Annotated in this window: 24 protein-coding genes and 1 pseudogene; 8 read left to right on the top strand and 17 right to left on the bottom strand. The window is 73.8% G+C overall.

All coding sequences use genetic code 11. The features are described 5' to 3' along the window. Positions 1-20: 20 nt before the first annotated feature. The 3 genes from tsaE to alr all read right to left on the bottom strand — a co-directional run bounded on the left by tsaE (position 21) and on the right by alr (position 3,139). The gene (gene tsaE, locus BJ961_RS03865) at positions 21-545 is read right to left on the bottom strand and encodes a tRNA (adenosine(37)-N6)-threonylcarbamoyltransferase complex ATPase subunit type 1 TsaE (protein ID WP_271319892.1); all 525 of its coding nucleotides are present in this window, start codon (positions 543-545) and stop codon (positions 21-23) included. Between the two features lie 78 nt (positions 546-623). Continuing rightward, positions 624-1,850, bottom strand: coding sequence for an alpha/beta fold hydrolase (locus tag BJ961_RS03860; protein ID WP_271319891.1), 1,227 nt, complete (start codon positions 1,848-1,850; stop codon positions 624-626). Between the two features lie 122 nt (positions 1,851-1,972). Then, positions 1,973-3,139: an alanine racemase gene (alr, locus tag BJ961_RS03855; protein ID WP_271319890.1), complete on the bottom strand. Its 1,167-nt coding sequence runs from the start codon at positions 3,137-3,139 to the stop codon at positions 1,973-1,975. A gap of 71 nt (positions 3,140-3,210) precedes the next feature. Here alr and BJ961_RS03850 point away from each other — a divergent pair, with 71 nt between their 5' ends. Continuing rightward, complete coding sequence (locus BJ961_RS03850; RefSeq protein ID WP_271319889.1) at positions 3,211-3,582, top strand: holo-ACP synthase; 372 nt, start codon at positions 3,211-3,213, stop codon at positions 3,580-3,582. Between the two features lie 25 nt (positions 3,583-3,607). On the opposite strand, the gene BJ961_RS03845 is transcribed toward BJ961_RS03850, so the two are convergent. Next, positions 3,608-4,213 carry an XRE family transcriptional regulator gene (locus BJ961_RS03845; RefSeq protein ID WP_271319888.1) on the bottom strand — a complete coding sequence of 202 codons (606 nt, stop codon included), beginning with the start codon at positions 4,211-4,213 and terminating at the stop codon, positions 3,608-3,610. 79 nt (positions 4,214-4,292) lie between these two features. On the opposite strand from BJ961_RS03845, the pseudogene BJ961_RS03840 reads away from it, so the two are divergent. Together BJ961_RS03840 and BJ961_RS03835 are read left to right on the top strand one after the other, a co-directional pair. Beyond that, a pseudogene (locus tag BJ961_RS03840) lies at positions 4,293-5,764 on the top strand (NAD(P)H-hydrate dehydratase). 39 nt (positions 5,765-5,803) lie between these two features. Beyond that, entirely contained in the window at positions 5,804-6,211 is a 408-nt protein-coding gene (locus BJ961_RS03835; protein WP_271319887.1) for an ASCH domain-containing protein, read from the top strand. A 4-nt stretch (positions 6,212-6,215) separates the two neighbouring features. Here the strand turns inward: BJ961_RS03835 and glmS are convergent, their stop codons facing one another. From glmS to BJ961_RS03820, 3 genes are all read right to left on the bottom strand, one after another. Then, positions 6,216-8,063 carry a glutamine--fructose-6-phosphate transaminase (isomerizing) gene (glmS, locus tag BJ961_RS03830; protein ID WP_271319886.1) on the bottom strand — a complete coding sequence of 616 codons (1,848 nt, stop codon included), beginning with the start codon at positions 8,061-8,063 and terminating at the stop codon, positions 6,216-6,218. A gap of 106 nt (positions 8,064-8,169) precedes the next feature. Then, entirely contained in the window at positions 8,170-9,372 is a 1,203-nt protein-coding gene (locus BJ961_RS03825) for an acyltransferase family protein (RefSeq protein ID WP_271319885.1), read from the bottom strand. A 202-nt stretch (positions 9,373-9,574) separates the two neighbouring features. Then, complete coding sequence (locus tag BJ961_RS03820; protein ID WP_271319884.1) at positions 9,575-10,381, bottom strand: hypothetical protein; 807 nt, start codon at positions 10,379-10,381, stop codon at positions 9,575-9,577. Positions 10,382-10,642: 261 nt separating this feature from the next. On the opposite strand from BJ961_RS03820, the gene coaA reads away from it, so the two are divergent. After that, positions 10,643-11,632, top strand: a complete 990-nt coding sequence (gene coaA / locus BJ961_RS03815) for a type I pantothenate kinase (RefSeq protein WP_271319883.1) — start codon at positions 10,643-10,645, stop codon at positions 11,630-11,632. 21 nt (positions 11,633-11,653) lie between these two features. Here coaA and BJ961_RS03810 read toward each other — a convergent pair whose 3' ends face one another. Continuing rightward, entirely contained in the window at positions 11,654-12,469 is an 816-nt protein-coding gene (locus BJ961_RS03810; RefSeq protein ID WP_271319882.1) for an AfsR/SARP family transcriptional regulator, read from the bottom strand. A 292-nt stretch (positions 12,470-12,761) separates the two neighbouring features. Between BJ961_RS03810 and BJ961_RS03805 the strand changes: the two genes are divergently transcribed. Continuing rightward, entirely contained in the window at positions 12,762-13,370 is a 609-nt protein-coding gene (locus BJ961_RS03805) for a response regulator transcription factor (RefSeq protein ID WP_271319881.1), read from the top strand. Between the two features lie 15 nt (positions 13,371-13,385). Here the strand turns inward: BJ961_RS03805 and BJ961_RS03800 are convergent, their stop codons facing one another. The 4 genes from BJ961_RS03800 to BJ961_RS03785 form a co-directional block, all read right to left on the bottom strand. After that, the gene (locus BJ961_RS03800; RefSeq protein ID WP_271319880.1) at positions 13,386-14,486 is read right to left on the bottom strand and encodes a sensor histidine kinase; all 1,101 of its coding nucleotides are present in this window, start codon (positions 14,484-14,486) and stop codon (positions 13,386-13,388) included. Between the two features lie 172 nt (positions 14,487-14,658). Further along, positions 14,659-16,203 carry a SagB/ThcOx family dehydrogenase gene (locus tag BJ961_RS03795; RefSeq protein ID WP_271319879.1) on the bottom strand — a complete coding sequence of 515 codons (1,545 nt, stop codon included), beginning with the start codon at positions 16,201-16,203 and terminating at the stop codon, positions 14,659-14,661. A gap of 24 nt (positions 16,204-16,227) precedes the next feature. Beyond that, positions 16,228-18,507, bottom strand: coding sequence for a TOMM precursor leader peptide-binding protein (locus tag BJ961_RS03790; RefSeq protein WP_271319878.1), 2,280 nt, complete (start codon positions 18,505-18,507; stop codon positions 16,228-16,230). Next, the gene (locus BJ961_RS03785; RefSeq protein WP_271319877.1) at positions 18,504-18,692 is read right to left on the bottom strand and encodes a hypothetical protein; all 189 of its coding nucleotides are present in this window, start codon (positions 18,690-18,692) and stop codon (positions 18,504-18,506) included. Before BJ961_RS03785 ends, BJ961_RS03790 begins: the two co-directional genes overlap by 4 nt. A 257-nt stretch (positions 18,693-18,949) precedes the next feature. Here BJ961_RS03785 and BJ961_RS03780 point away from each other — a divergent pair, with 257 nt between their 5' ends. The 3 genes from BJ961_RS03780 (at position 18,950) to BJ961_RS03770 (ending at position 21,535) form a co-directional block, all read left to right on the top strand. Beyond that, positions 18,950-19,303: an SCP2 sterol-binding domain-containing protein gene (locus BJ961_RS03780; protein ID WP_271319876.1), complete on the top strand. Its 354-nt coding sequence runs from the start codon at positions 18,950-18,952 to the stop codon at positions 19,301-19,303. 68 nt (positions 19,304-19,371) lie between these two features. Then, entirely contained in the window at positions 19,372-20,940 is a 1,569-nt protein-coding gene (locus BJ961_RS03775) for an acyl-CoA carboxylase subunit beta (RefSeq protein WP_271416953.1), read from the top strand. 172 nt (positions 20,941-21,112) lie between these two features. Further along, positions 21,113-21,535 (top strand): DUF3291 domain-containing protein, encoded by a 423-nt coding sequence (locus tag BJ961_RS03770; protein WP_271319875.1) that lies wholly within the window; start codon positions 21,113-21,115, stop codon positions 21,533-21,535. Here the strand turns inward: BJ961_RS03770 and BJ961_RS03765 are convergent. The 5 genes from BJ961_RS03765 to BJ961_RS03745 form a co-directional block, all read right to left on the bottom strand. After that, positions 21,507-22,091, bottom strand: a complete 585-nt coding sequence (locus tag BJ961_RS03765) for a hypothetical protein (RefSeq protein WP_271319874.1) — start codon at positions 22,089-22,091, stop codon at positions 21,507-21,509. The two genes, BJ961_RS03770 and BJ961_RS03765, sit on opposite strands and share 29 nt — an antisense overlap. Before the next feature lie 3 nt (positions 22,092-22,094). Then, positions 22,095-22,841 carry an SDR family oxidoreductase gene (locus BJ961_RS03760; protein ID WP_271319873.1) on the bottom strand — a complete coding sequence of 249 codons (747 nt, stop codon included), beginning with the start codon at positions 22,839-22,841 and terminating at the stop codon, positions 22,095-22,097. A gap of 73 nt (positions 22,842-22,914) precedes the next feature. After that, positions 22,915-23,760, bottom strand: coding sequence for a lysophospholipid acyltransferase family protein (locus BJ961_RS03755; RefSeq protein WP_271319872.1), 846 nt, complete (start codon positions 23,758-23,760; stop codon positions 22,915-22,917). Positions 23,761-23,767: 7 nt separating this feature from the next. Next, a complete protein-coding gene (locus BJ961_RS03750) occupies positions 23,768-24,685 on the bottom strand; it encodes a tetratricopeptide repeat protein (protein ID WP_271319871.1) in 918 nt (305 codons plus the stop codon). Positions 24,686-25,045: 360 nt separating this feature from the next. Continuing rightward, on the bottom strand, positions 25,046-25,954 hold the full coding sequence (locus tag BJ961_RS03745) for a hypothetical protein (protein ID WP_271319870.1): 909 nt from the start codon (positions 25,952-25,954) through the stop codon (positions 25,046-25,048). Between the last annotated feature and the right edge of the window lie 8 nt (positions 25,955-25,962).

Raw genomic sequence — 25,962 nt, 5'->3', positions numbered from 1 at the left:
GCCGGACGCGGCGGGGCGGCTCAGCCGGCCAGGGAGTGCACGTCGGCCGCGGCCCAGCGCTCGCCGATGCCGGTCAGCCTCACGTGCCGCACCTCGTCGGTGGTGTCGCCGACGGCCCGGTCGATGCGGACCCGCAGCCGGTCCTCGGTCAGCTCCTCGACCTTGCCCTCGCCCCACTCGACCACGATCACCGAGTCGGACAGCGAGACGTCGAGGTCGAGGTCCTCCATCTCGTCCAGCCCGCCGGACAGCCGGTAGGCGTCCACGTGGACGAGGGGCGGGCCGTCGCCGAGCGAGGGGTGCACGCGGGCGATCACGAAGGTCGGGGAGGTGACGGCGCCCCGCACCCCGAGGCCCTCGCCGAGCCCCCGGGTCAGCGTCGTCTTGCCCGCGCCCAGCTCACCGCTGAGCATCACCAGGTCGCCGGCGCGCAGCAGCCCGGCCAGCCGGCGGCCCAGCTCCCGCATCCGGTCGGGGGAGGTGACGGTGATCTCGACGTCGGGGGCGGGCTCGGCCGGGCCCCGCGCCGCTGCTGGTGCTTCCATAGCCGCCAACGGTAGCCGCTGGCCGTCCGCGGCAGCCGCCGGCCGTCCGCGGCAACCGTCAGCCGTCCGGGGCAGCCCTCAGCCGTCCGCGGCGGTCGCTGCCGGTACCGCGCCCGCGCGGGTGAGCAGGTCGGCGAGGCGGTCGGTGACCAGTTCAGGATGCTCCAGCATCACCAGGTGCCCCGCGTCGGGGACGAGCACCAGCTCCGCGTCCGGCAGCAGGTCGGCGATCGCCTCGCTGTGCTCGCTCGGCGTCACCAGGTCCCGCACCCCGGCCAGCACGAGGACCGGCAGGTCCGCGAAGTGGGCGAGGGCCTCGGTCTTGTCGTGGTCGTTGAACGCCGGGTAGTACTCGGCGACGACGTCGATCGGCGTCGACTCGATCATCCGCTCGGCGAACCGGGCCACGGCGGGGTCGACGTCCCGGGACGCGAACGAGTACCGCTTGATGATCCCGGCGAACAGGTCGGCCGTCGCCCGCCGCCCCTTCTCCACCAGCTCGGCCCGCTGCCCCAGCGCCTTGAGCACGCCCGGCAGCACCCGCCGCACCGCGTTGACGCCGGCCACCGGCAGCCCGAAGCTGACCTCGCCGAGCCGTCCGGAGGACGTGCCGACGAGGGCGACGCCCACCACGCGCTCGCGGACGAACTCGGGGAACGCGTCCGCGAGGGCCATCACGGTCATGCCGCCCATGGAGTGCCCGACGAGCACGATCGGGCCCTCGGGCGCCGCCGCGTCGACCACGGCCTTCAGGTCGCGGCCGAGTTCGTCGATGGTGACCGGCAGGCCGTCGCGTGTCTGGGCCACGCCCCGCCCGGACCGGCCGTGGCTGCGCTGGTCCCAGTACACGGTGCGGACGACGCCTCTGAGGGCGGCCCGCTGGAAGTGCCAGGAGTCCTGGTTGAGGCAGTAGCCGTGGCTGAGGACGACGGTCACGGGGGCGGGTTCCCTGCGGCCGAACAACCGCCTGCGGCGCCCGGCGTGGGCCGCCTCGGTCTCCGGGCCGATGTCGTCGACCTCGTAGTACAGCTCGGTGCCGTCGTCGGCCCGGGCCGTGCCGGGGGTGCCGCGCAGCCCGCCGTACGGGCCCGCCGAGTCGAGGGCCAGCCGGGCCTTCTGGCGCATCCCGCGGCCCACGGTGAGCCGTTCTATCGCCACTCCGGCCGCGGCGCCCGCCGCGACCACGCCTATCGCGACCCCGGCGATGCCCGTCGCCCGGCGCCAGCCCCCGGCGGCGACCTCGCCGGCGGCCTCCGTGGCGGAGGCGACGGCCGCCGCGACGGCCTCCCCGTTGCTCTCGCTCACGTGCACCGCTCCTCTTCGCCGGGCCGCCGCGCGGAGTCCGCCGGCCGCTGATTCGGATTCACCCCGCCGCGCGTCACTCCGCCGACCGGCGCGTCACTCGTTCGGTCCACCCGTCGTCCGCGTCACTCGTTCAGGTAGACGCGCGGAACGCGGGTTCCGATCCGGGTGACGATCTCGTACGCGATGGTGCCCGCCGCCTGGGCCCAGTCCTCGGCGGTGGGTTCGCCGCGGTCGCCGGGTCCGAACAGCACCGCCTCGGTGCCCGGATCCGGCCGGTCCCCGCCCAGGTCGACGACGAACTGGTCCATCGCGATCCGCCCCGCGACCGTGCGCCACTTGCCGTCGACGAGGACGGGGCCGGTGGAGGAGGCGTGGCGCGGGATGCCGTCCGCGTAGCCGAGCGGGACCAGGCCGAGGGTGGTGTCGCCGGGGGTCGTGTAGTGGTGCCCGTAGCTGACGCCGTGGCCGCCGGGGACCTGCTTGACCAGGGCCAGCGAGGCGGCCAGCGTCATCGCGGGGCGCAGTCCGAAGTCGGCGGGGGTGCCGACCTCGGGACTGGGCGAGACGCCGTACATCGCGATGCCGGGGCGTACCAGGTCGAAGTGGGCGTCGGGGAGGGTGAGGGTGGCCGGGGAGTTGGCGATGTGCCGCACCTCGGGGCGCAGGCCCCGCCGCTCGGCGTGGGACGTCATCTCCCGGAAGCGGGTCAGCTGGGCGGCGATGGAGGGGTGGCCGGGTTCGTCGGCGCAGGCGAAGTGGGACCACAGGCCGGTGACCCGCAGCAGCCCCTCCTCCTCGGCCCGCCGGGCGGCACCGACCAGCTCCTCCCAGTCCGCACCGGGCTGGCAGCCGCCCCGGCCGAGCCCGGTGTCGGCCTTGAGCTGCACGCGCGCGGGGAGACCGGCCCGCCGGACCGCGTCGGTGACCTCGTCCAGGGCCCACGTCGCGCCGACGGACACGTCGAGACCGGCCTCGACCGCCTCCCGCCAGGGGCCGCCGGGCGTCCACAGCCAGCACATGATCCGCACGTCGTCCGGCAGTCCCGCCCGCGCGCGCAGCGCGAGGGCCTCCTGCGGGGTGGCGGTGCCGAGCCAGGTCGCGCCCGCCTCGACGGCCGCGCGGGCGCAGGGGATCGCGCCGTGGCCGTAGGCGTCGGCCTTGACGACGGCCATGAGAGCGGCCCCGGGGGCCCGTTCGCGCAGCGCGCGTACGTTGGCCCGCAGGGCTGCCAGGTCGATCTCGGCACGGGCGCGCAGTACCGCGGCCCGCCGAGCAGCTGTCTCACTCATCGTGCCCCCAGTCTCTCAGAGCGCTCCACCGCCCCCGCCCGACGCAGCCGGGAGTGGTTAGGGTGCCCGGCATGAGCATCATCGGGGTCGGGATCGACGTGGCCGAGGTCGAGCGGTTCGGGGCGTCGCTGGCGCGCACGCCGGCCCTGGCGGGGCGGCTGTTCCTGGAGAGCGAGCTGCTGCTGCCGAGCGGTGAGCGCCGGGGCGTCGCCTCGCTCGCCGCCCGCTTCGCGGCCAAGGAGGCGCTGGCCAAGGCGCTGGGCGCACCGGCGGGACTGCTGTGGACGGACGCCGAGGTGTACGTCGAGGACAGCGGGCGGCCGCGGCTGCGGGTGACGGGGACGGTGGCCGCGCGGGCGACGGAGCTGGGGGTGGCGTCGTGGCACGTGTCGCTGAGCCACGACGCGGGGATCGCGTCGGCGGTGGTGATCGCGGAGGGGTAGCGCCCGCGGCGCGGCCGGTCGGCGGTCAACCGGCGGCCGGGCGGACCCGGATGTGCATGCGTTCGCCCTGTGCGCCGTAGAGGGCGAGCCACTCGACGGGCCGGTCCCCCGCGTTGGCGAGGCCGTGCGGGACGCGGGTGTCGAACTCGGCCGTCTCTCCGGCCGCGATGATCAGGTCGTGGTCGCCGAGGGCGAGGAGGAGACGGCCGGAGAGGACGTAGAGCCACTCGTGGCCCTCGTGCGACCCCTGTTCGGGGCGCGGTGTCCGGTCGGTGCGCGGGGTGGGCGGGGCGGGGAGGATCTGCTTGTAGGCGTGCAGGCCGTCGTTGGGGTTGCGGGTGAGGGGGATCCAGGTCTGGCCGTGCCGGGTGAAGGGGCGCGGGTGGACGCGGGGGTCGCCGGTCCGGGAGCCGACGAGTTCGTCGAGGGGCAGCCGGTGTGCGCGGGCCAGCGGCAGCAGGTGCCGCAGCGCCGGTTCGCGCTGCCCCGACTCCAGCCGGGACAGGGTGCTCACGGAGACGCCGGTGGCGGCGGAGAGCTGGGCCAGGGTGAGCCCGCGGGCGCGGCGGAGGGCGCGCAGGCGTGCCCCGAGCGAGGTCATCACCTGTGCCGTCTCGTCGTCGCCGTTCATGGGTCAACTGTCCCCCATCCCGCGGGGCGGGGTGTCCGGGGCCGTGCGTGTGCGCCGCGTACGGGGAAGACTCGACGGCATGCGGACTGCGTACAGCGTGGAGACGGTCAGGAACGCCGAACGGGAGCTGATGGCCCGGCTGCCGGAGGGGGCGCTGATGCAACGGGCCGCGGCCGGGCTGGCCGCCGCCTGCGCCCAGGTGCTGGGGCGGACGGCCGGCCGGGTCTACGGCAGCCGGGTGGTGCTGCTGGTCGGCAGCGGCGACAACGGCGGCGACGCCCTGTACGCGGGGGCGCGGCTGGCCCGGCGCGGGGCGGGCGTCACGGCGGTGCTGCTCGCGCCGGAGCGGGCCCACGGCGGGGGCCTGGCGGCGCTGCGGCGCGCGGGCGGCCGGACGGTGGACTGCGAGCCGGCATCGGCTCCGGCGTCGGCGTCGGCGCTGGACGGGATCGCGCGGGCCGATCTGGTCCTCGACGGGATCGTCGGTATCGGGGGCCGGGGCGGGCTGCGGGGGCGGCGGTGCCGTTGGCGGACGCCGCCGCGCGCTCGCGGGCCGCCGTGGTCGCCGTCGACCTGCCGAGCGGCGTCGACGCGGACACCGGAGAGGTGCGGGGGGCTGCGGTCCGCGCCGACCTGACGGTGACGTTCGGGACGCACAAGCCGGGGCTGCTGGTCGACCCGGCGCGGGAGTACGCGGGTTCGGTGCGGCTGGTGGACATCGGGCTGCCGCTGCCCGCGGAGGCGGCGGAACTGGAGGCGCCGCAGCACGCGGACGTGGCGCGGCTGCTGCCGGTGCCCGCGGCGGAGAGCGACAAGTACCGGCGCGGGGTCGTCGGCATCGCCGCCGGGTCGGCCCGCTACCCCGGCGCGGCCGTGCTCGCCGTCGCGGGCGCGCTGCGGGGCGGGGCCGGGGCGGTGCGGTACGTCGGCCCGGCGGGGGACGCGGTGATCGCCCGCTTCCCGGAGACCCTCGTGTCCGACCGGGGGCCGGAGCGGGCGGGGCGGGTGCAGGCGTGGGTGGTCGGACCGGGCGCCGGTGACGACGCGGCGACGGTGGCTCAGGTGCTGGCGGCCGAGGTGCCGGTGCTGATCGACGCGGACGGGCTGCGGCTGGCCGACGCGGACGCGGTACGGGCGCGGACGGCGCCGACGCTGATGACCCCGCACGCGGGTGAGGCGGCGGCGCTGCTCGGGGTGGGCCGGGAGGAGGTCGAGGCGGCCCGGCTGGCCTCGGCGCGGGAGCTGGCGCAGCGGTACGGGGCGACGGTGCTGCTGAAGGGCTCGACGACGGTGGTGGCGGGGCCGGACGGCGGGCCGGTGCGGGTCAACGCGACCGGCACGTCGTGGCTGGCCACGGCCGGGAGCGGAGACGTGCTGTCGGGGCTGGCGGGGTCGCTGCTGGCGGCGGGGCTGTCGGCGGTGGACGCGGGGAGCGTGGGCGCGTACCTGCACGGCCTGGCGGGCCGCTTCGCGGCGGAGGGCGCCCCGGCGGGCGCACACGACGTGGCGACGGCGATCCCGCGTGCCTGGCGGGATGTCCGGGGGGACTGAACCGGGCTCGGGCGCGGACCTCGCCAGTGCGGTGGTCACATGAGCCGTGATCCCGGCCCGCTGCGCGACCTGCTCGTCGCGGCGATCCTCGACGGTTCGAAGACCTCGACGACCGGCCTGGTCGCCGCCTACGGGCACGCGGGCGAGCCGCTGCCGGAGCCCGGACGCCGCGAAGTGTTCGTCGACTCGCCCGACCGCCCCGTCGCCGTCATCGAGGCGACGGCGGTGCGCGTGGCCGCGCCGGCCGAGGTGGACCTCGCCCACGCGGTCGACGAGGGCGAGGGGTCCACGAGCGTGGCCGAACCCCGGGCGGGGCACGAACTGTTCCGGCACGGCGCGGGGAGGCGCGCGGCGCTGGACGAACCGGAGTTCACGGTGGACGACGCGACGCCCGCGCTCCTGGAGCGCTTCCGGGTCGTCACCGTGCTGTCCGGCGTCGACCGCTGAGGGCCTACTCGACCGTCACCGACTTCGCGAGGTTGCGCGGCTGGTCCACCTCGTTGCCCCGGGCCGTCGCCAGCTCGCAGGCGAAGACCTGCAACGGCACCGTCGCGACCAGCGGCTGGAGCAGCGTCGGGGTGGCGGGGACCCGGACGAGGTGGTCGGCGTAGGGGGCGACCGCCTCGTCGCCCTCTTCGGCGATGACGATGGTGCGGGCGCCGCGGGCGCGGATCTCCTGGATGTTGGACACGATCTTGTCGTGGAGGACCGAGCGTCCGCGCGGGGACGGCACGACCACGACGACCGGCAGGTCCTCCTCGATCAGCGCGATCGGCCCGTGCTTCAGCTCGCCCGCCGCGAAGCCCTCGGCGTGCATGTACGCCAGCTCCTTCAGCTTGAGGGCGCCTTCGAGGGCGACGGGGTGGCCGACGTGCCGGCCGAGGAAGAGCACCGTGTTCTTGTGGGCGAGGGAGCGGGCCAGTTCCCGTACCGGTTCCATGGTTCCCAGGACCTGTTCGACGGCGCCGGAGATGCCGGACAGGTCGCGGACGACGTCGCCGATCTCGTCGCCGTACTTGGTGCCGCGCACCTGGCCCAGGTACAGGGCGACCAGGTAGCAGGCGACGAGCTGGGTGAGGAAGGCCTTGGTGGAGGCGACGGCGACCTCGGGGCCGGCGTGGGTGTAGAGCACGGCGTCGGACTCGCGCGGGATGGTGGAGCCGTTGGTGTTGCAGATGGCGAGGACCCGGGCGCCCTGTTCGCGGGCGTGGCGCAGGGCCATGAGGGTGTCCATGGTCTCGCCGGACTGGGAGATCGCGACGACCAGGGTCCGCTGGTCGAGGATCGGGTCGCGGTAGCGGAACTCGCTGGCCAGCTCCACCTCGCAGGGGATCCGCGTCCAGTGCTCGATGGCGTACTTGGCGATCAGTCCGGCGTGGAAGGCCGTGCCGCAGGCGACGACGACGACCTTGTCGACCTCCCGGAGCACCCCCGGCGGGATGCGCACCTCGTCCAGGCTCAGCGTGCCGGAGCCGTCGACGCGGCCGAGGAGGGTGTCGGCGACGGCCTTGGGCTGCTCGGCGATCTCCTTGAGCATGAAGGAGGCGTACCCGGCCTTCTCTGCGGCCGACGCGTCCCAGTCGACGTGGTAGGAGCGAACGTCCGCCGGGGTGCCGTCGAAGGCGGTGACCCGCACGCCGTCCCGGCGCAGCTCGACGACCTGGTCCTGGCCCAGCTCGACGGCGTCCCGGGTGTGGGCGATGAAGGCCGCGACATCCGAGGCGAGGAAGTACTCGCCCTCCCCCACGCCCACCACGAGCGGCGAGTTGCGGCGGGCGCCCACCACGACGTCCGGCGCGTCCGCGTGCACGGCGACCAGGGTGAACGCGCCCTCCAGCCGGCGGCACACCCGCCGCATCGACTCGGCCAGGTCGGCGTGGGCGGAGTACTCCTCGGCGAGCAGGTGGGCGACGACCTCGGTGTCGGTCTCCGAGACCAGGCCGTGGCCGCGCTCCGCCAGCTCGGCCCGCAGGCGCGCGAAGTTCTCGATGATGCCGTTGTGGACCACGGCCACCCGGCCCGCGTTGTCGAGGTGCGGGTGGGCGTTGGCGTCGGTGGGGCCCCCGTGGGTGGCCCATCGGGTGTGGCCGATGCCGGTCGCGGCGGACGGCAGCGGGTGTTCGGACAGTTCCTTGTCGAGGTTGACGAGCTTGCCGGCCCGCTTGGCGGTGGCGAGGCCGCCGTCCGCGAGCACGGCGACGCCCGCCGAGTCGTAGCCCCGGTATTCGAGGCGCTTCAGTCCGGCCATCACGACATCGAGTGCCGATTGAGGCCCTACGTATCCCACGATTCCGCACATAAGCGGCAGCCTACGAGCAGCTTTGGCCGCGCAGCGGTCACGAAGCGGGCTTTCCCTGCCCGAAATCGGAAATTACCCGCGCGGCCGCCCGGTCGCCCGGTCGCCGTCAGCGGCGTCGCGCCGGCTGCTTCCAGCCGAAGTCGGCGCTCTTGAGCCACCGCCGGGTGGCCACGGCCACGGGGCGCTCGACGAAGCGCTGGACGACGTACGACAGGACGACCAGGCCCGCCGTGATCGACCCGACCAGCACCCACGGGTCGACCCGGTCGGCGTAGCGGTGCAGGAGGGTGATGCCGATGATGTCGTGCAGCAGGTAGAGCGGGAAGGTCAGCGTTCCCGCGACGGTCAGCCAGCGCCAGCGGATCCTGCTGGACCAGCCGAGCGCGATCGCGGCGATCAGTGCGAAGAACACCGTGGTCACGATCACCAGCGAGCTGTACGACGGTGACCAGATGTCCCACTTGATGCGGCCGCCGTGCGGGGCCAGCAGGAAGTGCAGCGCCAGCAGCCACGACATCGCGACGACACCCCACAGCAGCGGCGTCGGCCGGAAGCGGTACATGAGGTAGAAGGCCATGCCGGCGATGAAGTACGGGGCCGACTGCGGGTTGACCAGAAGGGTGAGCAGCGGCAGGTCGACGGCCGGGGCGAGCACCGCGGCCACCGTCCACAGCCCGGCGAAGATCACCACGCGCTGGTAGGTGAGGCCCTTCCAGACCACGACCGAGAAGGTCAGGTAGAAGCAGAGCTCCGGCCAGAGCGTCCAGTACACCGCGTCCAGGTTCGCGACGCCCAGCGGCCGCTGCAGCATGGTGAGGTTGGCGAAGATGATGCGCGGGTCGCGGTCCGCGAACGGGTTGCTGACGAAGAACAGCACGCACGCCGAGACCGCGATCGCCACCCAGTACATGGGGTAGAGGCGGGTGACGCGCGAGATGAAGAAGTCACGCGGGGTCCGGCCCCACGCGCTCATGCAGATCACGAAGCCGCTGATCAGGAAGAACAGGTCGACGCCGAACTGTCCGTACGCGAAGTACCCGTGGGCGTCGGGGAAGACCTCCGTGTACGGCTGCCCCCAGAAGACCTCCATCGTCTTGGGCTTCTGGCCGACGAAGTGGTAGAGCACCACCGCCAGCGCCGCGAGGAAGCGCAGCCCGTCCAGCGCGGCGAGCCGGTTGCTGCCGCGGACGGGCTTGCCGGCGGCGACGGGCACGCGCGCCGCTTCCGGCAGGGACGCCTCCGCCCCCGATCCCGGCCCGGATCCCCCCTGGGCCTCGCCGACGACAGTTATTCGATCCGTCTGGGTCATGCTCCACCGTTCCGGTGTCGTCCTCGCTGACAGGGCGGCGTTCCACTCGGACCGGCGACGGACGGGCCCCCCTGGCCGCCCCGGTCCCGCGGACCCCTCGGCCCGGCTGCTCAGTCGCACCGGCCACAGGCGCCGCACTGCGGAACCATAGCCGACTCGCCGAATCGCCCCGCAGCAGGCGCCCGGCCCCGTGCGCCCGGGGTCAGCCGAGCTTGGCGACCTGGGCGTCGACGACGTCCGCGGGCACCTCGAACTCCGCGCCGGTCATCATCGCGGAGAGGTTGACCGCGCTGAAGGTGGCCAGGGTGGCGCCCTTGCGGACCACGACGAGCTTCATGAGCCCGCTGCTGTCCCCGCCGGTGGCCACACCGATGTCGACGGTGAACCCTTCGTCACCGCCCTTGAGGCGATCCAAGCCGCTCACCTCGGTGACCCGCATCTTGTCGCTGCCCACGGTGGCCTCGAAGCCGCCCGCGCACTTCTCGACGGCCGTCTTCAGCCCCGCCACCGCCTGCTCGGCGCCGCCGTCCGCGTAGGAGGCGACGTTGATCAGGATCTCGTTCACGTCGATGTCGGTCATGTCCTGGCCGTCCGGGCCCTTGCTCTCGGAGGGCGACTCCGACTGGCCCTGCCAGGAGCGTTGCACGTCCGCCGCCGGCTCGCCCTGGGCCACCGCGCCCTGGACGTGAACGAGCGGTAGACAGGCCTCGTTGTCCGCCGAGATCTTGTCCTTGGCCACCTGGTCCTCCGCCGACAGTTCGGTGGCGACCTCGCCGTTCTTGACGTCGGCCTGGGCGAGGGCGACCTTCTCCAGTTCGGCGGCGGTCAGCGCCTTGCCCGCCGGTGCGGACCCTTCGGCGCCCTCCGCCGGGGCGGACTGCTCGGCCTTCGCCTTGTCGTCACCGGCCGCGGAGTCGTCGTCGGAGGACCCGCCGCAGGCGGTGGCGAGCAGGGCCAGGGCGGCGGCGGAGGCCGCGAGGGCGGTACGGCGGACAGCGGTCGAGCTCACGGCAGTACTCTTTCGTCGGTTCACTTCAGGGGATGTCGACTCGCGTCGGAATCTGTCGAGTCACGTCGAGGCCAGTGATGAGATCCGGTCGACTTTGCCCGCACCTTACCCAGGGCGTTCGTACGTACGATCGATAACTGGTCACCCGAGACCCGACCGTGATCTCCGACGTGCCCCGTCGGGGCCCACCGGACCACCGCGGACCGGCCGACGTGACACAGCCCACCTGCCGTCCCGTTCGTACTCCGTTAACAATGGACTGTGATCTCTCCGGTCCCCTCGATACCCCGGAGCGCCCACCGGTCCCGGCCGGAGGCGACTCCCTACGTCGACCTCACCCGCCCCGAGTGGAGCGCGCTGCGCGACAAGACGCCGCTGCCGCTGACCGCCGAGGAGGTGGAGAAGCTGCGCGGCCTCGGCGACGTCATCGACCTCGACGAGGTGCGGGACATCTACCTCCCGCTGTCCCGGCTGCTCAACCTCTACGTGGGCGCCACCGACGGCCTGCGCGGCGCGCTGAACACGTTCCTCGGCGAACAGGGCTCCCAGTCCGGCACCCCCTTCGTCATAGGGGTCGCCGGCTCGGTCGCGGTCGGCAAGTCCACCGTCGCCCGCCTGCTCCAGGCGCTGCTGTCCCGCTGGCCCGAGCATCCGCGCGTGGAACTGGTCACGACCGATGGCTTCCTGCTGCCGACGCGGGAGCTGGAGGCGCGCGGCCTGATGTCGCGGAAGGGCTTCCCCGAGTCGTACGACCGGCGGGCGCTGACCCGCTTCGTCGCCGACATCAAGGCGGGCAAGGCGGAGGTGACCGCGCCGGTCTACTCCCACCTCATCTACGACATCGTCCCGGACCAGCGGCTCGTCGTGCGCCGCCCGGACATCCTGATCGTCGAGGGCCTCAACGTGCTGCAGCCCGCGCTGCCCGGCAAGGACGGCCGGACCAGGGTGGGGCTCGCCGACTACTTCGACTTCAGCGTGTACGTCGACGCCCGGACCGAGGACATCGAGCACTGGTACCTCAGCCGGTTCAGGAAGCTGCGCGAGACGGCGTTCCAGAACCCGTCCTCGTACTTCCGCAAGTACACCCAGGTGTCGGAGGAGGAGGCGCTCGACTACGCCCGCACCACCTGGCGCACCATCAACAAGCCGAACCTGGTGGAGAACGTGGCCCCCACCCGGGGCCGGGCCACCCTGGTGCTGCGCAAGGGCCCCGACCACAAGGTGCAGCGGCTCAGCCTGCGCAAGCTGTGACGGCCGGCCGCCGCGTCCCGCTCACGCGGCGAACATGTCCAGGACCCGGCGGCCGGGGCCGCGCTGCTGGTGGTCGAGGAGCAGGTCCCCGCCCAGGATCGCCCGGTGCAGCCGCTGGAGCCGGGGCGAGGGGTCCATGCCCAGGTCCTCCACCAGGCGGTGCCGCAGCTTGGTGAAGGCCGCCAGCGCCTCCGAGGGGCGGCCGGAGCGGTAGAGCGCGATCATGTGCTGGGCGTGCAGCCCCTCGTGCAGGGGCCGGCGGGCCGTCAGGGCGACCAGCTCGGTCAGCAGTTCGGCGTGTCGGCCGAGGTTCAGCTCGGCGTCCATGCGGCGCTCCAGCACCCCGAGCCGGCTCTCCTCCAGGCGCACCCGGTCGATCTCGAGGAGCGCGCCGCAGCGGATGTCGGCGAGCGCCGGTCCGCGCCACAGGTCGAGCGCCTCGCGGAACACCTTCACCGCGGTCTCGTCCTCGCAGGTGTCGAAGAGCCGCTGCCCCTCGGCGGCCAGGCGCTCGTACTCCAGCACGTCGACGCAGGCGGTGGGCGCGACGAGGCAGTAGCCGCCGTGCCGGTACTCCAGGATCTCCTTGGCGTCGCAGCGTCCGCGGACGGAGGCGGCGATCAGCCGGCGCAGCCGCATGATGTAGGTCTGGAGCGTGGCCGCCCCGGTGCGCGGCGGGTGGTGTCCCCAGAGCTCCTCCATGATCATCGGCACGGGGACCACGCGGTTGGCGTTCAGCGCCAGCAGGGCCAGCACCTGGCGCGTCTTGGCCGCGGACGGCAGGACCGAAGAACCGTCCGTGTCCGCGTTGAGCGGTCCCAGCAGGGTGATGTCCATCTGGTCCCCAGGTGGCTAGGAAGGGACGCACGAGGCGCTTCAGCCCCCCGTACCGAACGAAGTAGGACGACGGTCCCACGCGCGGCACCCCGGCCGACAGTGCAGGCGTCCCCCGGTCCGCAGTGGTCCCGTCAGGGCCCGGGTATGAAAGATTCACGGCCGCCGCGGTGCACACCGCCCGGGGCCCGAGCGACACGGCGGGCGGGCGAATACGCCCGGGGCCCACCGGCGTTCGAATACCATACGGATGGAGGCGTGAGCGGCAACAGCCGTTCCGGCGGGGGAGGTTGGCTTGATCCGTATCGTGATCGCCGAGGACATGCACATGGTACGCGGCGCCCTGGTGGCGCTGCTGGAAATGGAGTCCGACCTCAAGGTGGTCGCGCAGTTCGATTCCGGGGACAAACTGGTGCCGACCGTCCAGGAGTTGCGTCCGGACGTCGCCATCGTGGACATCGACCTGCCGGGGCTGGACGGGCTGAGCGCCGCCGACCGGCTGCGCACGGCGGTGCCGGAGTGCCAGGTGCTGATCCTGACCAGCCTGGGCCGCCCCGGTACCTTCCGGCGGGCCATGGCGGCGAAGGTGTCGGGGTTCCTGCTGAAGGACGCGCCGCCGGACCAGCTCGCCGACGCGGTGCGCAAGGTGGCCGCGGGCGGCCGGGTGATCGATCCGCAACTCGCACTCGCCGCATGGGAGTTCGAGGAGAGCCCGCTGACCCGGCGGGAGATCGAGGTACTGAAGCTGGCGGCCGGCGGTGCGGAGGCCATGGAGATCGCGACCCAGCTCTTCCTCTCCATCGGCACCGTCCGCAACTACCTCACCAGCGCCGTCACCAAGCTGAACGCGCGCAACCGGCTCGACGCGATCCGCATCGCCAAGGACAACGGCTGGCTGACCTAGGTCGGGGCGGGAGGGTCAGGCGGCGGCGGGCGGTTGTGCCGTCGTGACCCGGGGGACCTCGGCGACCAGGCGGAACCAGTCCTCCTCGGCCGCTCCCGCGGTCAGCGTGCCGCCGATCTCCTCGACCCGGGTGCGGAGGTTGCCGAGGCCGCTGCCGCCGTCCTGGAATCCGGTGCGGCGGGTCTCGTCGGCGCCGTCGTTGGCGAGGAGCAGGCGTATCAGGCCGCCGCCGGGGCCGTCGACCGCGCCGGCCTCGATGACGCAGTGCTGCGCCTTGCTGTGCCGCAGCACGTTGGTGACGCCCTCGCGGATCACCGTGGCCAGTACCGTGCCGACCTGCGCGGACACCGGACCGCAGTCCAGGTCGATCCGGGCGTCGATCTCCGCCGCGGTCAGCACGTCCTCGGCGGAGGCGGCCTCGGCGGCCAGCGACATCTCGCGGTAGCCGCGGGCGACCGACCGCACGTCGGCCAGGGCCTGCCGGGAGATCTGGAGGATGGCGGCCAGCTCCTCGCGGGCCCGCTCGGGCCGGGTGGCCACCAGCCGGATCGTCAGCTCGCTCTTGAGGGTGATGGCGGACAGGCCGAAGCCCAGCAGGTCGTGCAGGTCCCGGGCGAACCGCAGCCGCTCCCGGTGGACCGCCATCTCCGCCAGTTCCTCACGTGCTTGGTAGACCTCGGTCACCAGGTTCGACAGCCGGGTCAGCCCGTACACGATCAGCCCGGTGAGCACCGTGGAGACCACGAGGTACGAGGAGTCCACCCAGTCGGTGCCCTCCAGGACCGCGGCCAGCCCCGTGACCGCGACGACGGTGCCGAACGCCACCCAGCACACCGGGGCGGCGATGAGCAGCAGACACGACCCGGCGAGGAAGCCCCCCATGCCGCCCCAGGTGGAGCCGACGAACAGCATCGGGACGTAGGTCAGGACGGCCTGGAGGGACAGCGTCCACAGGCCGTACCTCTCCCGGAGCCGCTCCGTGCCCGGGGCACTGTGCACGGCCTGGAGGGTGACCAGTACGGCGCTGGAGGCGACGCAGGCCGTCAGCAGCCACGGGGCGGGGTCCTGGCCGATCACGTTGAGCACGGCGATCAGGACGAACCCGAACAACACCATCAGGACGATGCTGAAGGCGAGCTGTGGTGGAAGGGTGTCGCGTTGCTGTCCAGCGGAACGCAGAAGTCCGCGCGGCATCCCCACACTCCCCGTCGATTTCTCACATCCGTGGCGTCATACTAGATCGGAGACGGGCCGCGGGGGAGGGCCTTGCCGCGCCCTCCACCACATGTCAGCCACGCCGCGCCGGCGCCGAACGCGCGCCCCAGTCAGGGCTGTTGACGCCGACCCGGTCCGCTCCGAGCGGGGGTCCCGAGCCGTTCCGGCCGGCCGGCGCGGGGCCGAGCACGAAGGAGCCCACCGGGGACTCGGTGCGCCAGTCCAGGCCGAGCGCCCCGGTGAACGCGGTGATGTCCTCGCTGCACACCGCGCAGCCCGCCAGCCCCATGGCCGTGCCCACCAGGTAGAACGTCTGGACGAGCGCCCCCACGTGCTTGAGCACCAGGGAGTACGTCAGTCCGCTGTACTTCCACGACAGCCGCTGGAAGCGGGAGGTCAGCGTGATCAGCACCGGCGGCGGCGCGGACAGCGCGGCGGCGGCCATGGCGCCCCGGGACAGCGTCCCGACCGCCGCGGGGGCGTCGTCGACCAGGACCAGGCGGTGGCCCTGCGGGTCGTAGTGGTAGATGCCGGTGGGCAGTTCCGGACAGTCCCGCACGGTCAGGTAGAGCTCCAGATCGTATACGGCCCCGCCGGTCGGGTACGGCCGGTCGGTGGCCGGGTAGGCGGTCTCGCCGGAGCCGACCGTGCCCAGGGAGCGGACCCGGGCGGTGCGGTAGAGGAACTCGCCGAGCGTGCTCAGGTCCAGCGCCGGTCCGTACTCGCGCCCGGACCGCCGTCCCTCCAGCACGCTGGTGAACCGGGGGTCCCGGTCGAGCACGTCGTCCAGGTCGGGCCTGGGCAGCGCGAACACCGGCCCGGACGGCGGGGGTTTGACGGCGGGCTGCGGGGCGAGCCGGGCGGCGTGCGCGAAGGTCGCCCCGTAGTCGCCGTCGTCGCGGCCGAGCACGGAACGGGTGTGGAAGAGCATGTCGTGGACGGACCAGGTCCGCAGCACGGGGTCCCGGTCCTCGTCGAAGTCGCCCTCCGGGGTCTGGGCCACCAGCACCATGCCGGTGCCGACGAGGTAGCCGAGGATCTCCCGCACCACGGAGGCGGCCAGCGGCAGTCCGTCGCCGGCCTTCGCCGCGGTGACCGGCCGGGCGAGGGCGGAGACCACCCACTGGGCCTCGGGACGGTGCAGCACCACCCGGTGCAGGGACAGCGGCGACTCCAGCCTGAAGAGGTCCCCCTCGCACCGCAGCAGCGCGAACCGGGAGAGCTTCAGCAGGGCGTCGTCCGGCGGCGGCTCGGGGGCGAAGCGGGCGGTGTGGGTGAGCGGCACGGCCGACAGCAGCAGTTGCCCGCTGCCGGCGAACGCCAGCGAGCGCACCACCAGGTCCTGGAGCCGCAGCAGGGCGCGCTGCCAGGACCGGGGGGTGCCCTCGGCACGGCCGGCGGAGACGTTGTCCAGGCTGACCGGGCCGAGGCTCATGCGGCGCAGCGTCTCGACGAGCCCCGGCTCGGGGTTGCGCACTCTCAGGTCGGACCAGCGGCTGTGGAGTTCGACCGCATCGCCGTCCTCGAACGTCTCGACACGGACGTCCTCGCGCAGGGACCACAGGGTCGTGATCGCTTCCGGACGATCGTGCTCGTCGATGAGGGTGGCATGCACCACGGTCTGCTCCTGGGGGGGTGAGGGTCACACGAAGAGCGGCACGGGATTCAGGTCGGCCCGTGCCACGGGCTCCGGCCGCCAGCCCAGGGCGACCGGGACGTCGTAGAGCCGGCCCGGGGCGAACCGCGCCCAGAAGGAGCGCAGGCCGGGGACGACGACCTTGACGACGGGCAGTTCGACGTCGGGGCGGGTCTGGTCGAGGACGAGCAGGTCCAGTCCGCGTTCCCGCATCAGCGCGGTGACGGCGTCGAGGTCGTCGCGCAGGTCGGGGGCGGTGGGGAAGGACAGCTCGGCGAGCGGGCCCGCGCGGGGCGGCAGCGGACGCAGGTAGGGCTGGTTCCCGAGTGTCGCGCCGCGCCACCAGCGGGTCAGCTCGGGGTCGTCGAGGCCGTACCCGCCGCCGTCCGGGCGGGCCCCGACCACGGCGGGCAGCAGCTGGTTCAGTTCGGTCAGCGCCCGGCGCAGGGCGGTCCGCGCGTCGAGGTGCGCGCCGAAGCCGAACACGATGTCCTCGGCCGCCTTGTCGGTGCGGCGGGACAGGGCGGCGAAGACGGGGATGCCGAGGTCGGAGGTGAGGTCGAGCGCCCACACCTGGCGGCCCAGCCCCCGGTGGACCTCGATCAGCTCCTCGGTCCAGGGGTCGGCCGCCGCGTGCAGGTCGACGCCGGGCCGCCGGACGCGGTTGTACCACCACAGGGCGACGGCGTCGCGTTCGACGAGTTCGAGGAAGCCCTGGAGGATCGCGTCCTCGGTGCTGCTGCCGGCCGCGTTGCCGTTGGAGTCGGCGTGCACGAACCGGCGGCCCGCCACGGGGTGCCGGCGTTCGGCGGCGGTGGCGAAGTACAGCTGGGCCGTGGGCAGCAGCACGTGACGCCGGCCGGTGAGCGACCAGACGGGGGTCCAGTCGACCTCCGCGTCCTCGTCGAAGCGCTCGGGGACGTGGTGGAAGCCGGAGTGCGCGGCGTTCCACGCGTCCCGGTCGTCGAACTGGTCGTCGGCGAACAGCTGGCAGGCGTCCGGGTGCACGGCGAGCCCGTCGAGGTCCCGGTAGCGCCCCCTGACCCGGTACTCCTCGCCGAGCAGGCACCCGGAGTAGCGCTCGACGGCCTCGCACAGCGCGCTGACCTCGGCGTCCAGGGCGGTGACGCCCTTGCCGCCGTTGATCTGGCGCAGGCCGCCCAGCAGCCCGGTCAGTCCGGGGCCGCCGGAGACCGGGTTGGGTCCGGAGCTGAAGCTGTTGAGGAAGGCGGGGCCGCCCTGGACCCGGGTGATCCCGGTGACGACCCCGGTGACCGGGCTGACGAGATGGCGGTACGTGTCGAGCATCTGCTGGGCGGGGCGGGAGCGGTGGCCCCCGTTGCCGCCCGGCGCCTTGGGGCGGGAGCGCGGCACGACCGGCGCCAGGACGCGCTCGGTGTTGAGACCGGGGTCGCCGCACTCCCGGCACTGGGGGCGGCGGCGCACCGCGTGGTGGCGGGAGTCCAGGGTCAGGGTGTCGAAGGTGATCAGCCGGTCCTGGCCCGACTGGTAGCCGGCCAGCCACTTGACGGCCTCCAGGGCGGCCATGTGCAGTCCGGCGCCCACGGTGCAGGAGATCCCGGCGACGGGCCCCGGCACCGGACCGGGGCGCCCGAGGGCGGCGCCGACCTGGGACTCGACGCCCCGGTGCCGGCGGATCGGATGGGACAGGCACGACCAGCAGGCGCCCGCGCCGGGACGCAGGACGGGGCCGACCCAGACGGTGGCGCCGCTCGGCTTGGCGAGCAGCCACGGCCGGCCGCTCGCCCGGTGCTCGGCGTCGATGCCGGCGAGTTCGGGGGCGAGGTAGTCGTCGCAGACGACCAGGGTGAGGGCGGCCTCGGGGGCCGGTCCGGTGGCGACGGCGAGCCCGGAGTGGCTGAGCGCGCGCACCGCGTGGCCGACGTCCAGGTCGCCGACGACGCGCAGTTCCACCGCGGTGGCCGCGGTCCGCCGGCAGGTGCGCTGCCCCTCCAGGCCGGCGAGTTCCCAGTAGGCCTCGGCGCTGGGGTCGGCCGGCTCGGAGCACAGGTGCTCCCGGTACTCGATGAACCCGGCGTCGGCGAGCTGGGTGAGCAGCTCCGTCAGGCGCTCGGCGGACAGCGCCTCGGGGCTGTCCCGCAGCAGGGCGGGCAGGTCGCGGCTGCCGTCCAGGAGCGGTGCCACCGCTTCCAGGTGGGGCGCTCTGATGGCGGTGATCCCGTGCTCGGAGATCAGGTAGGTGGCGTCGTCCGGCACCACCTCCGCACGGAGGTGGCGCCGGAAGCCGATCAGGGCTCCGTTCATGAGCCGGAGTTGCTCGCATAGCAGAGGCTGAAGACGGCGGGCCCGGTGTGCGGCGCGGTCAGTACTTCGATGACCAGGTCCATGGGTTCGTCCTGGGCGCTGTACGGGAGGAAGGTCTCCTGATGGTGCTGAGGAGTGATCACGGAGCGGCTTTCCTGCGTGACGACCTGACCGAAGTGCGTCATGGGAGGCTCCTGCTTCGAAGATGTGGTGCCCGGTGCGGACGACATTCAGCATGCGGGCCGCGCCGCCCCGGGCACAGTGCCGCCCTCACCGGCCCTCCGTGAGAAATTCACACACATTCCCGACCGGTCCACGACCGGGGCCCGTCCAGTGGCCGTCCAGTCGCCGGACAGAGGCGGGCGGCATGGTCGGCTCGAAGACTTCTTTCGTCAGGGGCGTGCCGTGGGCACGTCCCGCACCGCAGAGAGGGGGAGGGCCCATGACGGCCGCGGACCTGAGGATCGAAGCGGAACAGTCTCTCGACCAGCTCTTCGACTGGTGCTGTGCCGGATCCGGGCCGCCCGGCCGGCCCGGCGTGTTCCGCTTCGTCGTGACGACCCCGTCCGGCATCCGCACGCGCTACGTCACCAGCACCCAGGCGGGCGACGCCGTGCTGCGGGACGCGCCCGGCCCGCCCAACGCCACCGTGCTGATCAGCCAGGCGGACCTGACCCGGCTGGCCCTCGGTGAGCTGGCCGGCTCGCTGGCCTTCGCCACGGACGCGCTGCGCATCGAGGGCGACGTGTTCCTCGCGATGGCCTGGTTCGACCGGCTGAGGAGGGGACCGCGGTGACCGTCGTCTCGCAGGAGAGCACGCAGGAGAGCACGCCGGAGAGCGCGCAGGACGCCGTCGACGTCCCGGTGGACGGGCGCGGGTTGAGCGCGGGCAGCGGCCGGCTGGCCGAACTGCGGCGCATCCGGCAGCAGGCGCTGACCGGGCCCGACCCGAGGGCGACCGAGCGGCAGCACGCCCGCGGCAAGCTGACCGCGCACGAGCGGATCGCGCTGCTGCTGGACGAGGGCTCGTTCACCGAGATCGAGGGCCTGCGCCGGCACCGTGCCACCGGTTTCGGACTGGAGGCGAAGAGGCCGTACTCGGACGGGGTGATCACCGGCTGGGGCACGGTCAACGGCCGCACGGTCTTCGTGTACGCCCACGACTTCCGCGTCTTCGGCGGGGCGCTCGGCGAGGCCCACGCCCAGAAGATCCACAAGGTGATGGACCTCGCCGCGTCCGCCGGGGCACCGCTGGTCAGCCTGAACGACGGTGCGGGCGCCCGCATCCAGGAGGGGGTGACGGCGCTGGCCGGGTACGGCGGCATCTTCAGCCGCAACACCCGCTCCTCGGGCGTCATCCCGCAGATCAGCGTGATGCTCGGCCCGTGCGCGGGCGGCGCCGCCTACTCCCCCGCCCTGACCGACTACGTGTTCATGGTCCGCGGCACCTCCCAGATGTTCATCACCGGGCCGGACGTGGTCCGCGCGGTCACCGGGGAGGAGATCAGCCAGGACGGGCTCGGCGGCGCGGACCCGCACGCCTCGCTCTCGGGCGTCGCCCACTTCGTGTACGACGACGAGGCGACCTGTCTGGAGGAGGTGCGCTACCTGCTGTCGCTGCTGCCGCAGAACAACCGGGAGCTGCCGCCGCCGGGCGACGGCACCGACCCGGACGACCGGCTCTGCGAGGCACTGCTCGACCTGGTGCCCGAGGACCCGTCGCGGCCGTACGACATCCGCCGGGTGATCGAGGAGATCACCGACCACGGGGAGCACTTCGAGGTGCAGTCCGCGTGGGCCGGCAGCGTGGTGTGCACCCTGGCGCGACTGGGCGGGCAGGTCGTCGGCATCGTCGGCAACCAGCCGCAGACCCAGGCCGGGGTCCTGGACATCCACGCCTCGGAGAAGGCCGCGCGGTTCGTGCAGACCTGCGACGCCTTCAACATCCCGCTGGTGACGCTGCTGGACGTGCCGGGCTTCCTGCCCGGGGTCGACCAGGAGCACGGCGGCATCATCCGGCACGGCGCCAAGCTGCTGTACGCGTACTGCAACGCGACCGTGCCGCGGATCCAGCTGATCCTGCGCAAGGCGTACGGCGGGGCGTACATCGTCATGGACTCCCGCTCGATCGGCTCGGACCTGTCCTTCGCCTGGCCCACCAACGAGATCGCGGTGATGGGCGCGGAGGGCGCCGCCAACGTCGTCTTCCGGCGGGAGATCGCCGCCGCGAGCGATCCGGACGCGGAGCGGGCCCGGCTCATCGCCTCCTACAAGGAGGAGTTGATGCACCCGTACTACGCGGCCGAGCGCGGCCTGGTGGACGACGTGATCGACCCGCGGGACACCCGGCGGCTGCTGATCACCTCGCTGCGGATGCTGCGCGCGAAGCACGCCGAGGTGCCCGACCGGAAGCACGGAAACCCGCCGATGTGAGGGCGGTTCGGGTGGGCGGCGCACCGGATGGGTAGGTCCGGTGCGCCGTCCGTTCGGTGCCGGTCCCCTCGCATCCCCTCGCGCTCGCCCCGCACGTACTCGCCCCCTGCGTACGCACTCCGTACGCACTCCGTACGCACTCACGCGCAAGCACTCGATGAGGAGAGATCCGATGAGTCACACCCTTCCCTGGTCCAGCGGGCCGGCGGCCGGGACCGGGAGCGGCCAGGTCGTCGTCATGGCGTCCCGGCTGAAGCTGAAGTCGCTGGTGCGGGTGCCGCGCTTCTTCTACCTGTCCGGGAGCGTCTACCGGCAGGCCCAGCGCTCCCCCGGCAACGTCGGTGTCGGGCTGCGTGCCGACCCGTGGCACAAGACGTTCTGGACGCTGTCGGTCTGGGAGGACCACAAGGCGCTCCAGGCGTACGTCCGCACCGAGCCGCACCTGTCGGTGATGACGAAGCTGAAGCCCGCGATGCGGGAGTCGCTGTTCACCTCGTGGAAGCAGGCCGGAGGGCAGCCGCCGACCTGGGAGGAGGCGGACCGGCGGCTGATCGACCAGGAGGCGCTCAGGGACGCCGGTCCCCTGCCCGGCTGACGGGCCCGAACAGGTGGTTCACGGCGTCGGCCAGCCGTCCCGGGCCGACGCCGCCGCGCTGTGTCCGCAGGGCGAACCTCAGGTACGGGCGGTCCGGTGCGGGCTCGTCGAGCAGCAGGGGCGGCAGCAGCGCGGCGGGGGTCCGCCGCGCCGCCTCGCGGCCGGTGCGCAGGAACGCGAGGCCGGGGTGGCGCAGCGGTGCGGGCAGCCAGTCCAGGACCGGGATGCGGACGTCGACGGGTTCGTCGCGGTGCGGGCCCGGGGCCAGCCGGCGTACCGAGGCGGGGGCCGCGGCGAGTTCCTCGAGCAGCAGGCTGACGGTGTGTTCCGTGCCGTCGAGGACGACCAGGAGGTTGCGGCGGGCGGCGAGGTGCGCGGCGAGCGCGGCGGCCTCGGCGGCCTCCGGCCAGATCCCGGCGGGGCGCCAGCGGCCCGGTCCGGGCCTGCGCCACAGCATGCGGCGGCTGCCCTCGAAGACGACCAGTGCGCTGCCGTGGCGCTCGGTGGCCGGGGTGTGCGTGGCGGCCATGGTGGGGGTGGTCACGGTGGGGGTCATGGGCTACACCGACTTCGCTACGAGGGCGACGGGAAGGCGGCGCAGTACGGCACCGGCCGGCGCCCAGGGCCAGGCGGGCACGTGGGCCCTGGCCGGTTCGCGGTCCATGGCCCGGACCAGCAGCTCGCAGCCCTTGTCCCGGTCGATGATGAACGGCGTCCTGTCCAGGTCCTCGTTCATCTCGGTGCGGATGTAGCCGGGGAAGAGCGTGGTGACCTTCAGGCGGGTGCCGACGGTGTCGGCGCGGATGCCGTCGGCGAGGGTGGCGACGGCGGCCTTGGAGGCGGCGTACGCGGTGAGGTGCCGGGGCATGCCGCGCACGGCGCTGACCGAGGACATCACCACGAGGTGGCCCTCGCCCCGTTCCCGGAAGATCTCCATGGCGGCCTCGCACTGGGCCAGCCCGGCCACGAAGTTGGTCTCGGCGGTGGCCCGGTTGGTCGCGAAGCCGCCCGTGCCCACGGAGACTCCGGCGCCGAGGCCGGCGTTGACGACGACCCGGTCCAGGCCGCCGAGTTCCTCGCGCACCGACCGGAAGGCGGCGGCGGTGGCCTCGTAGTCCCGCACGTCGAGACGGCGCACCGCGACCCGGACGTCCGGGTAGGCGGCGGCCAGTTCGGCGCGGACCTCCGCCAGCAGGTCGGCGCGGCGGGCGCACAGGGCCAGGTTCCGTCCCCGGGCGGCGAACGCGCGGGCCATGCCGCGGCCGAGACCCGAACTCGCTCCGGTGATCAGGATGTTTCTGCGCATGTCTCCTCGTTCCTGGGTCCTGGGTCCTGGGGCCTGTTGCCTGGTTCCTGGTTCCTCGTGGCCGGGGCGGGCCTCAAGCCGTCGCCGCGACGGGCGCGGGAGCGGGGGCGGCGGTGCGCGGGGCGGCCGTGGCCCGGGCCAGGCTGTGCAGTACGGCGATCCGGCGCTGTTCGGTGCGGTCGAGGCCGCGGCCCCGTACGCAGGCGGCGGCGGCGATCTCCTCGGCCCGCGCGCGGACGGCCAGGGCGGCGTCCTCGTCCGGCCGGCCGTGGGCCGTGCGGGCGCGTTCGCCGAGCCGTTCCATCCGGTCCCGGGTGCGGGTGCGCAGGTCGGCGATGACGGCGGCGCGGGTGCGTCCGCGGGGTGCGGCGGTCAGCCGCGGGCCGAAGACCAGGCGTGCGGTGGCCCGGTGGGGTACGACCTCGCCCTTGGGCAGGATGCGGTCGGCGCCGTGGATCATCACCGGGACGACCGGGACGCCGGTGCGTACGGCGAAGTAGAAGGGACCGTCGTGGAAGGGGGCCAGGCCGCCGCCGGTCCAGCGGGTGCCCTCCGGGTACGTGCAGAGCACGTCGCCGCCCTCCAGGACCTCCTTCATCGCGGTGAGGGCGTTGCGGTCGGGCCGGTCGCTGTCGAGGGGGATGCAGCCGACGCTCATCCGGACCAGCCGTTTGACGGGGTGGTGGAAGTTCGCCGCCTTGGCCGGGAAGTAGACGTGCCGGCCGCGCGCGCCGTAGAGGACGGTCTCCAGCAGGTAGTGGTCGAAGAAGCTGAGGTGGTTGGAGACCACGATGAAGGGGCCCTCGGCGGGGATGTGCCCGAGGCCCTCCACCGCGTCCACGTGCCGCCGGGCGACCCAGTGGCGGAACGACGTCGACACCGTCTCGCCGACCTTGAAGCTTCCCTTGTACGGGTCCATCGTCGTGTCACCCCTTCACTCGGGCCCGCGGACCGGCCGGACGTGCCGGTCGGCCGGGGGCGTGGCCGTGCCGCAGGGCGCGGCTCATCCGGATCGCCGACTGGCGGCGGCGCTGGGTGCGGGGCTGGTCGGCGGGGGCCTCGATGACCCGCTCCAGCGCGGACAGCGCGTCGGCGGGGCGATCGGCGGCCAGCAGGGCCTCGGCATGGCCGAGGACGTAGCGGGTGTCGCCCCGGCCGAGCCGTTCGGCCCGCTCCAGGTGGACGACGGCGGTGTCCCGGCGGCCGCCCAGCAGGCGGGGCGCGGACAGGTGCCAGCGGCCCAGCAGGTAGTTGGCCATCAGGTGGTCCGGGTCCCGGCGCAGCGCCTCCTCGGTCCCCGCCCGCAGCCGCCACAGCGCGGCGGCCTTGACCGGCAGGGGGTGGTTCTCGTGACGCAGCGCGGTCAGCCGCAGCCGGCCCACCCGCAGGTCGAGGTTGTGCCGGTCGCCGAGGCGGCCGAGGGCGATCAGCAGCGCCGCCTGCTCGTACAGCACGTGGTCGGGCAGCGGGTCGGTGCGGCTGAGCAGCGCCTCGAAGACCCGGTCGAGGTGCCGGGCGGCGGCCCGGGCGGACCGGGGCCCGGCGGGCCACGCGGGCTTCCTGGCCCGCTCCACCAGCCGGGCCAGAGCCTCGTGCCCGGCCTCGACCCGGTCCCGTGCGGCACTCTCGGCGGGGTCCGGGGCGAGGTCCCGGGCCAGGCGCTCCGCCGGATCCATGGCGAGGTCCCGGGCCAGCCGCTCCGCCGGGTGCTCGGCCCGGGGGCCGGCCGGTGGCTCGGGCGGGTGCCGCGGCAGCGGCGGGCCCGCGACGACGCGGGTGTGGTGGCCGTCCTGCCACAGGACGACCGGGAGGACGGGGGCCGAGGCCCGCTCCGCCGTGGCCACGGCGTCCGCGACCCGCGGACGACGACGGCCTCGTCGTAGGCGAGGGCGTGCAGGGCCCGCGGTCCGTCGAGCCGGCGGGCGGGGCGGCCGCGCACCGCGGACAGCACGGCGTCCAGCGGCCGTCGGCCGTCTCCGCCGGCCAGCACCACGAGGGGGCCGTGCGCGGGGATGTGTTCCAGTCCTTCGACGGACCGGGGCAGGCCTCGCACGGCGTGCCGGGTCTGTTCGAGCATGGCGGTCTCCCTGGGTCGTCGGGGCACGTGGTGGCTCGTCGCGGCTCGTGGAGGGCTCGTGGGGGGCGTCGGGGTGGTGCCGGGCCGGGTCGCCGGGGCCTGCTCCAGGGCCCCGGCGACCGGGCCGTCAGGCGCGTGCGGGCTCCTCCTCACGCGCCTGCCGCTCCGCTTCCAGCGCCTCCGGCAGCGCCATGAAGCGGCCCGTGAGGCCGGCCACCAGCAGACCGACCAGCACGACGATGTAGACCCAGGTGAGCGCGTTGCCCCAGCGGACGTCGTCGGCGTACAGGCCGAGTGCGGCCATCGACAGGACGCTGAGGGTGACGTCCGTGAGGAAGCCGGCCCGCATGCGGTGCAGGTCGTGCTCCCACAGGGCCTGCCAGGCGCCCGCGCCGAAGGCGAAGAACCAGGCGCCGAGCATCCGCGCGTCCAGCGGCTCCAGCTGCCAGGCCCACGCGTCGCCGACCGCCTCGGGGGCGATCCACAGGGCGAAGGCCAGCCCCCACAGGACGGCGCCCATGATGGCCGTCGGGATGCTGACGTCGGACCTCATGGGGGCGGGCCGGCGCGGGTCGGCGACCTTGGGGCCGCGGTTGTGGACCCGGTAGACGACGAGGCAGGTGAACTGGAAGACCACCAGGGAGGCGAGCCACAGCCAGGCGAAGACCCGGGCGAAGGCCGGGCCCTCGGTGAAGTGGAACTGGTCGGCGTAGAAGCCGGCCAGGATCAGCGCCGACAGCAGCAGGGTGATCGGGGCGAAGACGGTGCCGCGGGCGCTCGTCCAGTCCTTCTCCGGCAGGGTCAGCAGGAACATGGTGCAGGCGCCCGCGTACCCGGCGCCCAGCGCGGCGGCGGTCAGCGAGTTGCCGGTCTCCCAGGCGAAGAAGTCGCCGGTGCGGGAGCTGAGGAAGAACAGCGGGACGAAGCTGAGGAGGCAGTGGACGAGGACCGGCCAGAAGAACAGGCTGCGCAGCCAGGGGTGGACGGGCCGGGCGATCCGCTCCTCGGAGCGGACCGGCTGGATGGTGGTTGCCATGACGGGAT

It is taken from the genome of Streptomyces lienomycini (assembly GCF_027947595.1).
Taxonomy (GTDB): Bacteria; Actinomycetota; Actinomycetes; order Streptomycetales; family Streptomycetaceae; genus Streptomyces; species Streptomyces lienomycini.
This window is presented reverse-complemented; position numbering and strand designations above follow the sequence as displayed.

Bases quoted from the DNA above. Each gene is read 5' to 3' on its own strand.
- BJ961_RS03770 (WP_271319875.1), top strand. From the start codon at position 21,113: ATGAGTCACACCCTTCCCTGGTCCAGCGGGCCGGCGGCCGGGACCGGG.
- BJ961_RS03745 (WP_271319870.1), bottom strand. From the start codon at position 25,954: ATGGCAACCACCATCCAGCCGGTCCGCTCCGAGGAGCGGATCGCCCGG.
- BJ961_RS03760 (WP_271319873.1), bottom strand. From the start codon at position 22,841: ATGCGCAGAAACATCCTGATCACCGGAGCGAGTTCGGGTCTCGGCCGC.
- glmS (WP_271319886.1), bottom strand. From the start codon at position 8,063: ATGTGCGGAATCGTGGGATACGTAGGGCCTCAATCGGCACTCGATGTC.
- BJ961_RS03845 (WP_271319888.1), bottom strand. From the start codon at position 4,213: ATGAACGGCGACGACGAGACGGCACAGGTGATGACCTCGCTCGGGGCA.
- alr (WP_271319890.1), bottom strand. From the start codon at position 3,139: ATGAGTGAGACAGCTGCTCGGCGGGCCGCGGTACTGCGCGCCCGTGCC.
- BJ961_RS03780 (WP_271319876.1), top strand. From the start codon at position 18,950: ATGACGGCCGCGGACCTGAGGATCGAAGCGGAACAGTCTCTCGACCAG.
- BJ961_RS03765 (WP_271319874.1), bottom strand. From the start codon at position 22,091: ATGACCCCCACCGTGACCACCCCCACCATGGCCGCCACGCACACCCCG.
- BJ961_RS03825 (WP_271319885.1), bottom strand. From the start codon at position 9,372: ATGACCCAGACGGATCGAATAACTGTCGTCGGCGAGGCCCAGGGGGGA.
- BJ961_RS03810 (WP_271319882.1), bottom strand. From the start codon at position 12,469: ATGGACATCACCCTGCTGGGACCGCTCAACGCGGACACGGACGGTTCT.
- BJ961_RS03790 (WP_271319878.1), bottom strand. From the start codon at position 18,507: ATGAACGGAGCCCTGATCGGCTTCCGGCGCCACCTCCGTGCGGAGGTG.
- BJ961_RS03835 (WP_271319887.1), top strand. From the start codon at position 5,804: ATGAGCCGTGATCCCGGCCCGCTGCGCGACCTGCTCGTCGCGGCGATC.
- BJ961_RS03850 (WP_271319889.1), top strand. From the start codon at position 3,211: ATGAGCATCATCGGGGTCGGGATCGACGTGGCCGAGGTCGAGCGGTTC.
- BJ961_RS03755 (WP_271319872.1), bottom strand. From the start codon at position 23,760: ATGGACCCGTACAAGGGAAGCTTCAAGGTCGGCGAGACGGTGTCGACG.
- tsaE (WP_271319892.1), bottom strand. From the start codon at position 545: ATGGAAGCACCAGCAGCGGCGCGGGGCCCGGCCGAGCCCGCCCCCGAC.
- BJ961_RS03800 (WP_271319880.1), bottom strand. From the start codon at position 14,486: ATGGTGTTGTTCGGGTTCGTCCTGATCGCCGTGCTCAACGTGATCGGC.
- BJ961_RS03785 (WP_271319877.1), bottom strand. From the start codon at position 18,692: ATGACGCACTTCGGTCAGGTCGTCACGCAGGAAAGCCGCTCCGTGATC.